This is a genomic window from Pseudomonas sp. DTU12.3, from assembly GCF_004124275.1.
Taxonomy (GTDB): Bacteria; Pseudomonadota; Gammaproteobacteria; order Pseudomonadales; family Pseudomonadaceae; genus Aquipseudomonas; species Aquipseudomonas helmanticensis.
Map to the genome: position 1 here is coordinate 5963148 of NZ_CP027218.1, position 13473 is coordinate 5976620.

At 60.8% G+C, this 13473-nt stretch carries 9 protein-coding genes; 8 read left to right on the forward strand and 1 reads right to left on the reverse strand.

The annotated features are described in order from the left end of the window. The first annotated feature begins 69 nt into the window (after positions 1-69). The 7 genes from betA (at position 70) to yccS (ending at position 11831) form a co-directional block, all read left to right on the forward strand. Complete coding sequence (gene betA, locus C2E19_RS27480; RefSeq protein ID WP_129395851.1) at positions 70-1773, forward strand: choline dehydrogenase; 1704 nt, start codon at positions 70-72, stop codon at positions 1771-1773. Between the two features lie 280 nt (positions 1774-2053). Continuing rightward, on the forward strand, positions 2054-3496 hold the full coding sequence (locus C2E19_RS27485) for a TldD/PmbA family protein (RefSeq protein ID WP_129395852.1): 1443 nt from the start codon (positions 2054-2056) through the stop codon (positions 3494-3496). Continuing rightward, positions 3496-4833: a TldD/PmbA family protein gene (locus C2E19_RS27490; protein ID WP_129395853.1), complete on the forward strand. Its 1338-nt coding sequence runs from the start codon at positions 3496-3498 to the stop codon at positions 4831-4833. The genes C2E19_RS27485 and C2E19_RS27490 overlap by 1 nt, the downstream gene beginning before the upstream one ends. A gap of 139 nt (positions 4834-4972) precedes the next feature. Continuing rightward, positions 4973-6400 carry a multidrug transporter subunit MdtD gene (gene mdtD, locus C2E19_RS27495; RefSeq protein ID WP_129395854.1) on the forward strand — a complete coding sequence of 476 codons (1428 nt, stop codon included), beginning with the start codon at positions 4973-4975 and terminating at the stop codon, positions 6398-6400. A gap of 288 nt (positions 6401-6688) precedes the next feature. Continuing rightward, a complete protein-coding gene (gene dbpA / locus C2E19_RS27500) occupies positions 6689-8074 on the forward strand; it encodes an ATP-dependent RNA helicase DbpA (protein WP_122594732.1) in 1386 nt (461 codons plus the stop codon). A 159-nt stretch (positions 8075-8233) separates the two neighbouring features. Beyond that, a complete protein-coding gene (locus C2E19_RS27505) occupies positions 8234-9412 on the forward strand; it encodes an NAD(P)/FAD-dependent oxidoreductase (RefSeq protein ID WP_129395855.1) in 1179 nt (392 codons plus the stop codon). Between the two features lie 226 nt (positions 9413-9638). Then, the gene (gene yccS / locus C2E19_RS27510) at positions 9639-11831 is read left to right on the forward strand and encodes a YccS family putative transporter (RefSeq protein WP_129395856.1); all 2193 of its coding nucleotides are present in this window, start codon (positions 9639-9641) and stop codon (positions 11829-11831) included. 122 nt (positions 11832-11953) lie between these two features. Here the strand turns inward: yccS and C2E19_RS27515 are convergent, their stop codons facing one another. Then, a complete protein-coding gene (locus C2E19_RS27515; protein ID WP_129395857.1) occupies positions 11954-12691 on the reverse strand; it encodes an ABC transporter substrate-binding protein in 738 nt (245 codons plus the stop codon). Between the two features lie 256 nt (positions 12692-12947). On the opposite strand from C2E19_RS27515, the gene C2E19_RS27520 reads away from it, so the two are divergent. Continuing rightward, complete coding sequence (locus C2E19_RS27520; protein WP_129395858.1) at positions 12948-13400, forward strand: GNAT family N-acetyltransferase; 453 nt, start codon at positions 12948-12950, stop codon at positions 13398-13400. Positions 13401-13473: the final 73 nt, after the last annotated feature.

Genomic DNA, 13473 nt, shown 5'->3' on the forward strand with positions numbered 1-13473 from the left:
TTGCTCGCGATTCGAGTGCGCAGCACTCGTCCAGGCCCGACCTGACCATATCTAAAGAGGGTGCATCCAATGTCCCAAGAATTCGATTACATCATCATCGGTGCCGGCTCGGCCGGTAACACCCTGGCGACCCGTCTGACTGAAGACGCCGGCGTCACCGTTCTGCTGCTCGAAGCAGGCGGCCCTGACTACCGTTTCGACTTCCGCACGCAAATGCCGGCTGCACTGGCGTTCCCGCTGCAAGGTCGTCGCTACAACTGGGCTTACGAAACCGACGCCGAGCCACACATGGACGGTCGCCGGATGGAATGCGGTCGCGGCAAAGGCCTCGGCGGTTCTTCGCTGATCAACGGCATGTGCTACATCCGCGGTAACGCGATGGACTACGACGGCTGGGCGAAACTGCCGGGTCTGGAAAACTGGTCGTACCTCGACTGCCTGCCGTACTTCCGCAAAGCCGAAACCCGTGACATCGGCCCGAACGACTACCACGGTGGCGAAGGCCCGGTCAGCGTGACCACGCCGAAGGCTGGCAACAACCCGCTGTTCCACGCCATGGTTGAAGCTGGTGTACAGGCCGGTTATCCGCGCACCGAAGACTTGAACGGTTACCAGCAGGAAGGCTTCGGCCCGATGGACCGCACCGTCACGCCGAAAGGCCGTCGTGCTTCCACCGCCCGTGGTTACCTCGACACCGCTAAAAAGCGTTCGACCCTGACCATCGTCACCCACGCCCTGACCGACAAGATTCTGTTTGAAGGCAAGCGTGCCGTTGGCGTGCGTTACCTGATCGGCGCCGCTGAAGAGCGCGTCGAAGTCAAAGCACGCAAGGAAGTCCTGCTGTGCTCCGGCGCCATCGCTTCGCCGCAGATTCTGCAGCGCTCCGGTGTCGGCCCTGCCGAACTGCTGAACTCGCTCGACATTCCGGTCGTTCACGATCTGCCGGGCGTCGGTGAAAACCTGCAGGATCACCTTGAGCTGTACCTGCAATACGCCTGCACCCAGCCAGTTTCGCTGTACCCGTCGCTGCTCTGGTACAACCAGCCGGCCATCGGTGCCGAGTGGTTGTTCAACGGCACCGGCATAGGCGCCAGCAACCAGTTCGAAGCCGGCGGTTTCATCCGTTCGCGTCCGGAATTCGAATGGCCGAACATTCAGTACCACTTCTTGCCGGTGGCGATTAACTACAACGGCAGCAACGGTGTGAAAGAGCACGGTTTCCAGGCGCACATGGGTTCCATGCGTTCGCCGAGCCGTGGTCGCATCCAGGCCAAGTCGAAGGATCCGCGCGAGTATCCGAGCATCCTCTTCAACTACATGGCTACCGAGCAAGACTGGCAGGAATTCCGCGACGGCATCCGCCTGACCCGTGAAATCATGCAACAGCCGGCACTGGACGCTTTCCGTGGCCGCGAAATCAGCCCGGGCATTGAAGTGCAAACCGATGAGCAACTGGACAAGTTCATCCGCGAGCACGCCGAAACCGCGTTCCACCCGTCCTGCTCGTGCAAGATGGGCACCGACGAGATGGCTGTGGTTGATGGCGAAGGTCGCGTGCACGGCATGCAGAGTCTGCGTGTGGTCGATGCTTCGATCATGCCGATCATCACCACCGGCAACCTGAACGCGCCGACGATCATGATCGCCGAGAAAATCGCCGACAAGATCCGTGGCCGCCAGCCGCTGCCGCGCAGCACCGCGCCGTACTACGTCGCGGGCGATGCGCCGGTCAAAGGCAAGCCGATGCGTGATATCACCCCGGCTGCTCAGTAAGACGTAATACCGAGGCGCGGCCTTCGTCGGAACGCCGCCCGGAGACAAGCCCGCTCCCACACTGGATCTGTGTCGTTCACAAATCAAATGTGGGAGCGGGCTTGCTCGCGAAGGGGCCCTCACATTCAGCACAAATTCCCCCGCAGCACAGTAAATCCCCCTACACCCCCTCTTCACTTGATCCTACCCCCACGCAGGCCTACTCTAGACCTCGCGCAACCGTTTCACCCCCTCCCCGCCGTCGCTCGACCGCTTCCCCCCCTTACAAGGAGGTTCCCGAATGTTCGATTTCCACCCCCAGCTCAAGCAGCGCTTCGCTGCCTTGCGCACGGGCGCTGAGTTTTTTTCCCTGCGGTATGTACGCGAGTCCGGCCAGTACCTGTCGGTGCGCAAGAACGTCGCCGAACCGCCAAGCCTGAGCCGTGACGAAGGCGCGATGCTCACCGTTCGCGTCAACGGCGTTGAGGCCTACGCGGCGACCAACGACCTCTCGCAACAAGGCCTGCAAGCCGCCCTTGAGCGCGCCGAACAGCAAGCCCGTCGCCTCAAGCCGCACGCCTTGCTCGATCTGCGCGATCAGCCAGTGTCCAGCGACCGCGCTGATTACTTTTCACCCAATCTCGAACAACCCTTCCCGTCGCTGAGCGAATGCTTCGAGCTGCTCGGCGCGGAATCCGCCTCGGTGCCAAAGGATAAGCGCCTGGTGAACTGGGAAGTGAGCATCGGCATCACCCACGTCGAACAGATCTACCTGAGCAGCGCCGGGGCGGAACTGCGCCAGGCCCAGCGCTTCGTCTACCCAGGCCTCGACGTCACCGCCTACGACGGTAACGACAGCCAGACCCGCAGCCTCGGCCGCGAGAACTTCGGCCAACAGGGCAGCGCCGACGTGATCAGCCGTTGCGGCCTGATCGGCGCCGGCCCGCAAGTCGCCGATCAGGCGCTGCAACTGTTGCTCGCACCGAACACCCCGCAAGGCCCGCGCGACCTGCTGTTGATGCCCGATCAGATGATGCTGCAGATCCACGAATCCATCGGCCATCCGCTGGAACTCGACCGCATCCTCGGCGATGAGCGCAATTACGCCGGCACCAGTTTCGTCAAAGCCAGCGACTTCGGCAGCCTGCAATACGGCTCGAAACTGCTCAACGTGACCTTCGATCCGGGCATCCCCGAAGAACTCGCCAGCTACGGCCATGACGACGACGGCACTAAAGCCAACAAACAATTCCTGATTCGCGAAGGCCTGCTGCTGCGGCCACTCGGTGGTGCACTGTCGCAGTTCCGTGCCGGGATGGACGGCGTCGCCAACAGCCGCGCCTGCGGCTGGAACCGCGCGCCGATCGACCGCATGGCCAACCTCAATATCGAACCGGGCGACCAGCCGCTTGAGCAGTTGATCAAAGGCATCGAGCACGGCATTTTGATGAGCACCAACCGTTCGTGGTCGATTGACGATGCGCGCAATAAATTCCAGTTCGGTTGCGAATGGGGTCAGTTGATCGAAAACGGTGAACTCAAAGGCGTGGTAAAAAACCCGAACTACCGGGCGATTTCCGCGCACTTCTGGAAAAGCCTGCGCGCCGTCGGCGACGCCAACACCGTCAAGGTGCTGGGCACGCCGAACTGCGGCAAGGGCGAACCGAACCAGGTGATCCGCGTCGGCCACGCTTCGCCGGCCTGCGTATTCAGCAACGTTGATGTGTTTGGGGGAGACGCCTGATGAGTATTTCGAAGAGTCAGTCCGACGCCTTCAAGGTCATGGTCAACTGGCTGCGCGACAGCGTGCGCGAGCCAGAGCAGTTCACCCTCAGCTACGCTGCCGAGTCTTCGGCGTTCGTGCGTTTCAATCACGCCAAAGTGCGTCAGGCCGGGCAAGTGCAGCAGGCCAACATCGTTCTGAAGCTGATCAACGATGGGCGTCACGCCGACCTGCAAGTCACCTTGTCGGGTGATCAGGAAGGTGATCTGCAACGCCTCGCCGAAGGCTTGCAACAACTGCGCGAAACCCTGCCGCTGCTGCCACAGGATCCGTATTTGCTGCTCAATCACAACGGCTGGCAGAGCCAGAACGTGCAGGAACATCCACTGCCGGACACTGAACAGGTTGTCGATGAAATCTGCGCTGCTGCTGAAGGACTGGACCTGGTTGGCTTTTATGCTGCCGGCCCGATCAGCCGTGGTTTTGCCAGTTCTTCGGGGGCGTTTGGCTGGCATCAGGCCAACAGCTTCAACTTTGATTTCAGCCTGTTCCACGACAACGGCGAAGCGGTGAAAGCCAGCTACGCCGGGCATGACTGGAGCAGCGAAGGTTTCGCCAAGCGTTTCCAGCAGGCTCGCGAGCAACTGGAATTTCTCGGGCGTCCGCTGCGTACATTGGCGCCGGGGCAGTACCGCGCGTACCTGGCACCGGCGGCGCTGGAAGAAATCATGGGCATGTTGAGCTGGGGTGGTTTCTCGGCGCAGTCGATCGCCAGCAAAAGCAGCCCGCTGCAGAAGCTGTATGTCGGCGATCAGGCGTTCAGTCCGCTGGTGTCGCTGGACGAGAAAGTCAGCGAATCGCTGAGCCCGGCGTTTTCCGGTGAAGGTTATCCACGCAGCGATTTGCGCTTGATCGTCGAGGGCAAGGCTGGCGATCAACTGGTCGGCTCACGCAGTGCCGCGGAATATGGCCTGACGGCTAACGGCGCCAGCGGTGGTGAATCGCCGAGCGCGCTGAACATGGCCGCCGGTGATCTGCCGCAAGCGGAAATCCTCAAGCAGTTGGGCACCGGGTTGTACATCAGCAATCTTTGGTACCTGAACTTCTCGGACCAACCGGCGGCGCGCATGACCGGCATGACCCGCTTCGCGACTTTCTGGGTGGAGAACGGCGAGATTCAGGCGCCGGTGAGCACCATGCGTTTTGACGACAGCGCTTACAGCCTGCTCGGTTCGCAGTTGGAAGCATTGACCGTCGAGCGTGAGTTGCTGTTGTCGGCGAGTACGTATAGCCAGCGCAATACCTCGTCGGCATTGCTGCCGGGGGCGCTGGTCAGCCGACTCACCTTGACGCTCTGACGGCGATCGTTCCCACGCTCTGCGTGGGAATGCAGCCCGGGACGCTCCGCGTCCCTGCCGAAAGCGGACGCGGAGCGTCCGTTGAGGCATTCCCACGCAGAGCGTGGGAACGATCATCTAACAGACAACAAGAGGTTCCATGCCCAACCGCCCGCCTCTCGACGCCATCACCGCCCGCTGGTTGCCGTGGGTCGTGGCCATTGCGTTCTTCATGCAGTCCCTCGACGGGACCATCCTCAACACCGCGCTGCCAGCCATGGCCCGTGATCTCGCCGAAGATCCGTTGCGCATGCAGGGCGTGGTCATCTCCTACATGCTCACCGTGGCGCTGTTGATCCCCGCCTCAGGCTGGATCGCCGACCGCTTCGGCACCAAGAAAATCTTCTTCGGCGCGATCCTGCTGTTCAGCTTCGGCTCGCTGCTCTGTGCACTGTCGAGCAGCCTGAGCATGCTGATCGGCGCGCGGGTCATTCAGGGCTTGGGCGGCGCGTTGATGTTGCCGGTCGGGCGACTGGTGGTGCTGCGCGCTTATCCGCGATCCGAACTGGTGCGGATCATGGGCTTCATCACCATCCCCGGCCTGCTCGGCCCGCTGATCGGCCCGACCATGGGCGGCTGGATGGTTGAGTACCTGACGTGGCACTGGATTTTCCTGATCAACCTGCCGGTCGGTGTGATCGGTTGCTACGCGGTGTGGAAGTTCATTCCCGACCTGCGCGGCACCGAGCGCACTCGCTTCGATAGTTTGGGTTTCCTGCTATTCGGCGCGGCGATGATCCTCATCACCATCGCCATGGAAGGCCTCGGCGAACTGCACCTGCCGCACCTGCGCGTGATGTTGCTGCTGTTCGGCGGCATGGCCTGCCTGGCGGCGTACTGGTTGCGCGCCGGGCACATCGAAAACCCGCTGTTCGCCCCGTCGCTGTTCAAGACCCGCACCTTTGCCGTGGGTATTCTCGGCAACCTCTTCGCGCGTCTGGGCAGCGGTGCGTTGCCGTTTCTGGTGCCGCTGCTGTTGCAGGTGGCGTTGGGTTATTCACCGTCGCAAGCGGGGATGAGCATGCTGCCGCTGGCCGCAGCGGCGATGATCGCCAAGTGGGTGGCGCGGCCATTGATCGAGCGGCTTGGTTATCGCATCGTCCTCACCGGCAACACGCTGGCACTGGGGATCATGTTGGCGAGCATGGGCCTGGTCAGCGAGCAGACGCCGTATTGGTTGCTGTTGTGCCTGCTGGCGATTCTGGGGGCGATCAACTCGCTGCAATTTACGGCGATGAACACGGTGACGCTGATCGACCTGGATGATGCGAGCGCCAGTAGCGGCAATAGTTTGCTCTCGGTGGTGGCGCAGTTGTCGTTGAGCCTTGGCGTTGCCTGCGCCGGTGCGCTGCTCGGAGGGTTCACGGCGGAGGTCGGCAACGATGGCGTCGAGACCGTGCTCGGTGCGTTCCAGCTGACCTTCGTCACCGTCGGGATCATGGCGATGCTCGCGGCGACGATCTTCTCGCAACTGTCGAAAGAAGACGGACGCCGCGCCAAACGGCCGGAAGAGCACATCGAACACTGATTTGTGCTGAAGGGCTTTTGTGGCGAGGGGATTTATCCCCGTTGGGTTGCGCAGCAGCCACAAAAAGGCTGAATGCGGTCAGCCTGACAAACTGAGGTGACAGATTTGGGGGCGCTGCGCACCCCAACGGGGATAAATCCCCTCGCCACAGATAAATCCCCTCGCCACAGGTTTATTTGTAGTCAGGAAAGCCTAGGCTCAAATTCATTCGCTGTTCGTCCAGAACTTTCGAAGAAAGTGGCACGGGGCTGCTACACTGCGCGACATTTTGTTTTGCAGGCCAGTCCCGTGACCACCATCGCCACCGCTTTTAATACTCTGCCGCTGTCCGCCGCCATGCTGGCTAACCTCGAATCCCTCGGTTATGCCCAGATGACGCCGATCCAGGCGCAGAGCTTGCCGGTGATCCTCAAAGGGATGGACCTGATCGCCCAGGCCAAGACCGGCAGCGGCAAGACCGCCGCGTTCGGCATCGGCCTGCTCAACCCGATCAACCCGCGTTATTTCGGTTGCCAGGCGCTGGTGATCTGCCCGACGCGTGAGCTGGCCGACCAGGTCGCCAAGGAAATCCGTCGTCTGGCCCGTGCCGAAGACAACATCAAGGTCCTGACCCTGTGCGGCGGCGTGTCCTTTGGCCCGCAAATCGCTTCGCTGGAACACGGCGCGCACATCATCGTCGGCACCCCGGGCCGTATCCAGCAGCACCTGCGCAAGGGTTCGCTGGTCCTCGATGGCCTGAACACGCTGATCCTCGACGAAGCCGATCGCATGCTCGACATGGGTTTCTACGACGCCATCGAAGACATCATCGTCAAGACCCCGGAGCGTCGCCAGACGCTGCTGTTCTCCGCCACGTACCCGGTGGGCATCAAGCAACTGGCCTCCAAGTTCATGCGTGATCCGCAAACGGTGAAAGCCGAAGCGTTCCACGATGACACGCAGATCGAGCAGCGTTTCTACGAGATCTCCCCGGAAGATCGTATGGGCGTCGTGACCAAAGTCCTGCACCACTTCCGTCCGGCGTCCTGCGTGGCGTTCTGCTTCACCAAGCAGCAAGTGCAGGAAACCGTTGATCACCTGACCGCCAAAGGCATTTCCGCCGTCGGCCTGCACGGCGATCTGGAACAGCGTGATCGCGATCAGGTGCTGGCGATGTTCGCCAACCGCAGTACGTCGGTACTGGTCGCCACCGACGTCGCCGCCCGTGGTCTGGACATCGATGCACTGGATATGGTGATCAACGTCGAACTGGCCCGCGATTCGGAAATCCACATTCACCGCGTTGGCCGTACCGGTCGCGCTGGCGAGAAAGGCATCGCGATCAGCCTGGTTGCTCCGGGCGAAGCGCACCGTGCACAAGCCATCGAGCAACTGCAGAAGTCGCCGCTGAACTGGGATCAGGTCGATAACCTCAAGTCCCAGGGCCTCGCGCCGCTGCAGCCGCCGATGACCACGCTGTGCATCGGCGCTGGCCGTAAAGACAAAGTGCGTCCGGGCGACATTCTTGGCGCACTGACTGGCGATGCCGGCATTCCGGGTGCACAGGTTGGCAAGATCGCGATCTTCGACTTCCAGGCTTACGTGGCCGTTGACCGCACCGTCGCCATGCAAGCCTTGCAGCGCCTGAACGACGGCAAGATCAAAGGCCGTTCGCTGCGCGTACGCATTCTGTAACCGATCTGCTGGCCGACAGAGATCAAATGTGGGAGCGGGCTTGCTCGCGAAGAGGGAGTGTCAGACGACATCAATGTTGACTGATATACCGCTTTCGCGAGCAAGCCCGCTCCCACATTGGTCTTCGGTGAATTTTGAATTCTTTGTGAGGACACCGTTTTGCGCTCTACCGAAGTCGTGATCATTGGCGCTGGCGCCGCTGGGTTGATGTGTGCACTGACCGCCGCCGGGCGTGGGCGTCAGGTGATGCTGCTCGACCACGCGAACAAGGCCGGCAAGAAAATCCTGATGTCGGGCGGTGGCCGCTGCAATTTCACCAACATGTACACCGAGCCGAGCAATTTCCTCTCGCAGAATGCCCACTTCTGCAAATCTGCACTGGCGCGTTACACCCAGTGGGATTTCATCGGCATGGTCGGCAAACACGCCGTGCCGTACCACGAGAAAAAACTCGGCCAGCTGTTCTGCGATAACAAATCCAGCGACATCCTCGAAATGCTCCTGACCGAGTGCGATCAGATCGGCGTCGAGCTGCACCTCGACACCTCTATCCAGACGATCGAGAAAGTCGAGAACGGTTACCTGCTCGACACCACCCTCGGCCAAGTCCAGTGCCAGTCGCTGGTGATCGCCACCGGCGGGCTGTCGATCCCGACGCTGGGCGCCACCGGTTTCGGTTATCAAGTGGCCAAACAATTCGGTCATGAACTGCTGCCAACCCGCGCCGGGCTGGTGCCGTTCACCATCACCGATCAGCTCAAGGAACTGTGCACCGAGCTGTCCGGGACGTCGGTGGATTGTCTGGTCAGCTGTAACGATCAGAGCTTTCGCGAGAACATCCTGTTTACCCACCGCGGCCTCAGCGGCCCGGCGATTTTGCAGATCTCGTCGTTCTGGGAATCTGGCGATACGGTGGAGATCAACCTGCTGCCGGATCACGACGCGGCGAGCTGGCTGCAAGAGCAAGTGGCCGAGCGTCCGAACAGTGAATTGAAAACCCTGCTTGGAGAGATTTTCACCAAGAAGATGGCCAATCTGCTGGCGGACAACTGGTTCGTGTCCAAGCCGATGAAGCAGTACACCCATGCTGAGCTAGCGGAAATCGCCGACAAGCTCGGCAGCTGGAAAGTCGTGCCGGCCGGGACTGAAGGTTATCGCACGGCCGAAGTGACCCTCGGCGGCGTCGATACCCGCGAAGTATCCTCCAAGACTATGGAATCGCTGAAAAGCCCCGGCCTGTACTTTATCGGCGAAGTGCTCGACGTCACCGGTCACCTGGGCGGCTTCAACTTCCAGTGGGCCTGGGCCTCCGGCTACGCCGCCGCGCAATACGCCTGACCAGACACAATTCAAAACTGTGGGAGCGGGCTTGCTCGCGAATGCGATCTATCAGTCAACGATGATGTTGAATGACACACCGCATTCGCGAGCAAGCCCGCTCCCACATTTGCTATGTGTGATGCAGTAAGGAACACTTTTTGCTGTCAGATGTGATCGCCGCCATTGCGTCGGCGTCATTACTGGCTCAATTTAGCGGCATCGCCTCGGAAGGCCTTCGCACTTCATGTCCTCGACCTCGTTTCGTCAGTCTTTGCGGCGCCTGTGGGCGCTGGATAAATTCAGCTACAGCGTGCGGGTGTTCATCGCCCTGACCGGCAGCATGGCGCTGTGTTGGTATCAGGATGAAATGGGCCTGTTGATCCCGTTGTTCCTGGGGATTATCGCCAGCGCCCTGGCCGAAACCGACGACAGTTGGCAGGGCCGCCTCAATGCCCTCGCCGTGACGCTGGTGTGCTTCAGCATCGCCGCGCTATCGGTGGAATTGCTCTTCCCCTACCCCATCGTGTTTGCCATCGCCCTGGCGCTGGCCAGTTTCGGCCTGACCATGCTCGGCGCGCTCGGCGAGCGTTACGGGGCGATTGCTTCGGCGACGCTGATTCTGTCGGTGTACACCATGATCGGCGTCGATCAGCGCGGTGGCGCGGTCACCGATTTCTGGCACGAACCGATGTTGCTGGTCGCCGGTGCCGCGTGGTACGGCTTGCTCTCGGTGGTGTGGCAGGCGCTGTTTTCCAATCAGCCGGTGCAGCAAAGTCTGGCGCGATTGTTCCGCGAACTGGGCTTCTACCTGAAGCTGAAAGCCTCGCTGTTCGAGCCGATTCGGCAGATGGACGTCGAAGCCCGGCGTCTGGAACTGGCCCAACAAAACGGTCGCGTGGTGGCGGCGCTGAACAGTGCCAAGGAAATCATTCTGCATCGGGTCGGCAACGGTCGTCCCGGCTCGAAAGTCAGCCGTTACCTGAAGCTGTACTTCCTCGCTCAGGACATCCACGAACGCGCCAGTTCTTCGCACTATCCGTACAACGCCCTCGCTGATGCGTTTTTCCACAGCGACGTGCTGTTCCGCTGCCAGCGTCTGCTGCGCCAGCAAGGCAAGGCCTGCCGCGCATTGGCCGAATCGATCCAGATGCGTCAGCCATTCATTTACGACGCCAGTTTCGCCGAAGCCCTGAGCGACCTCGACGCCTCCCTCGAACACCTGCGCATCCAGAGCAACCCGGCCTGGCGTGGCCTCCTGCGTTCGCTGCGCGCACTGGCGGCCAACCTCGGCACGCTCGACCGCTTGCTCAGTGACGCAAGCAACCCGGACGCCCTGGCCGATGCCACCGACAGCAGCCTGCTCGACCGCTCACCGCGCAACTTCAAGGACGTCTGGATTCGCCTGCGCACACAACTGACGCCGACCTCTTTGCTCTTCCGTCATGCCCTGCGCCTGCCGCTGGCATTGAGTATCGGCTACGGCATGGTGCACTTGATTCACCCGTCGCAAGGTTACTGGATCATCCTCACCACACTGTTCGTCTGCCAGCCGAACTACGGCGCGACCCGACGCAAACTCGGTCAGCGGATCTTCGGCACGGCCATCGGCCTGACCGTGGCCTGGGCGCTGTTCGATCTGTTCCCGAGCCCGTTGGTGCAGTCGTGTTTCGCCATCGCCGCCGGCGTGGTGTTCTTTACCAACCGCACCACCCGCTACACCCTGGCGACGGCGGCGATCACCATCATGGTGCTGTTCTGCTTCAACCAGGTCGGCGATGGTTACGGGCTGTTCCTGCCACGGCTGTTCGATACCTTGCTCGGCAGCCTGATCGCAGGGCTGACGGTGTTGCTGTTCCTGCCGGACTGGCAGGGTCGACGCTTGAACAAAGTGCTGGCCAACACCCTGACCTGCAACAGCATCTATCTACGGCAGATCATGCAGCAATACGCCGCAGGCAAAAGTGATGACCTCGCCTACCGACTGGCGCGACGCAATGCGCACAACGCCGACGCCGCGCTGTCGACGACGCTGGCGAACATGCTCATGGAGCCGGGGCATTTCAGGAAGGAAGCGGACGTGGGTTTCCGCTTCCTGGTGCTGTCGCACACCTTGTTGAGTTATCTGTCAGGGCTGGGTGCGCATCGCGAAACGCAGTTGCCGGCGGAGGTGCGCGAGCAGTTGATCGATGGGGCCGGAGTGAAACTGGCGGCAAGCATTGATGAAATCGCCCAAGGGCTGGCGAGCAAGCAGCCGGTGGCGATTCAGAGCGACGAGGAAGAAGCGCTGGCCAATGAGCTGGAACAGATGCCCGACGAGATTGATGAAGGGCAGCGATTGGTGCAGACGCAGTTGGCGTTGATTTGTCGGCAGTTGGGGCCGTTGCGCACTTTGGCGGCGCATCTGATCAAGGACACCAGTGAGGTCAGCGCTGGCTGACAAGACGCCTTCGCGAGCAGGCTCGCTCCCACAGTGAATGTGTGCACGGCACAGACCCCATGTGGGAGCGAGCCTGCTCGCGAAGAGGCCATCAGACACCCAGCAAATTCAGGATCAGAAACTCACATCCCATGCTGCCTCAACAACTTGTCATAACTCCCATCCGCCTTCATCGCCGCAATCGCCTTGTCAAACCCCGCAACAATCTGCTCATGCTGCGGATTCTTCAGGCTGACCAAGATATGCAGGCTGTTCTCACTCAACGGCTTGGGCAAAAACTCCACCGCGTTGCGCACCTTGGCGGATTCGCGCGCCAGGTAATACTTCGCGACATACTCATCCTCCAGCGTCAACTTGACCCGATCCGCCGCAAGCATGCGCACGGCCATGGCGAAGTTATGCACAGGGACTTTCTGCAGCGCCGTGTCGGCGTCGAACGGCGCTGAATAGGCATAACCGCGCACAACGGCAATCGGATAGGTGTGCAGTTGCTGCAGATTGGAGTAGTCGAGCGGCGTGTCTTTGCGCTTCAGAAAGCGGATGCGGTTGAGCAGATACTCAGCGGAAAACTGCCCGAGCTTCGTGCGCTCGTCGTTGTACCAGGCGTTGACCAACACGTCGTAACGCCCTTCGCCAACCCCCAGCAGCGCCCGCGCCCAAGGCACTTGTTCATAATCGCTGGCGTAACCGGCCCGGGCCAGCGCGGTGCTGACAATGTCGGTGGCCAGGCCACCATTGACCAGTGTGTCATCGGTAAAGGGCGGCCAGATATCAAACACCAGCCGCAGCTTTTCCGCTGCAGCGCTTTGACTCAGCAACAGCAATCCGATCAAAGCAAAGGCTCGATGCAATCGCGGCATGCTTGAAAATCCTTAGCGGGCGGAAATGCCCGGCGTGTTTTCAGTCAAAACCCCAAGGCCCCTTACCGGCAAAACCCAGGCCCTAACATTAGCTCATTGCAGTCAGTGCACAGCGCTCTCCAGCAGATTACACAAAGAACCCTGCATCGCGAGAAAGGAATGATGGCATTTTGATCTTTGTCACAGACTCTTACGCCATACAGACATCCTCGACGTCTGCGCTTAGTATCGGGCGATCTGTTCAAGGAATCGGCAAATGACAATCGAGTGGATCTGCAAACATCACAGCGACTTGGGCAAGGAACAGCTGTATGCGCTGTTGAAACTGCGTTCGGACGTGTTCGTGGTCGAACAGAAATGCGCCTACCCGGACCTCGACGGCCAGGATCTGGAAGGTGATACCTACCATTTGATGGGTTGGGAGGATGACCAGTTGATGGCGTACCTGCGCCTGCTTGATCCGGAGTCTCAGGGTGGAGACGTGGTGATCGGCCGCGTGATTACCGCACCGCAGGGGCGTGGCAAAGGGCTTGGGCACGAAATGATGGAGCAAGCGCTGAAACAGGCCGAGAAGCATTGGCCGCAAGTGCCGATCTATCTGTCGGCGCAGGCGCATTTGCAGGGGTATTACGGCAAGTACGGGTTTGTGGTGGCGGGTGAGGAATATCTGGAGGATGACATTCCGCACATTGGGATGCGTCGTTCCTGAGGGCCCTTTCGCGAGCAAGCCCGCTCCCACTTTTGGAATGCATTCTCCTGTGGGAGCGGGCTTGCTCGCGAAG

Bases quoted from the DNA above. Each gene is read 5' to 3' on its own strand.
- betA (WP_129395851.1), top strand. From the start codon at position 70: ATGTCCCAAGAATTCGATTACATCATCATCGGTGCCGGCTCGGCCGGT.
- C2E19_RS27485 (WP_129395852.1), top strand. From the start codon at position 2,054: ATGTTCGATTTCCACCCCCAGCTCAAGCAGCGCTTCGCTGCCTTGCGC.
- C2E19_RS27490 (WP_129395853.1), top strand. From the start codon at position 3,496: ATGAGTATTTCGAAGAGTCAGTCCGACGCCTTCAAGGTCATGGTCAAC.
- mdtD (WP_129395854.1), top strand. From the start codon at position 4,973: ATGCCCAACCGCCCGCCTCTCGACGCCATCACCGCCCGCTGGTTGCCG.
- yccS (WP_129395856.1), top strand. From the start codon at position 9,639: ATGTCCTCGACCTCGTTTCGTCAGTCTTTGCGGCGCCTGTGGGCGCTG.
- C2E19_RS27515 (WP_129395857.1), bottom strand. From the start codon at position 12,691: ATGCCGCGATTGCATCGAGCCTTTGCTTTGATCGGATTGCTGTTGCTG.
- C2E19_RS27520 (WP_129395858.1), top strand. From the start codon at position 12,948: ATGACAATCGAGTGGATCTGCAAACATCACAGCGACTTGGGCAAGGAA.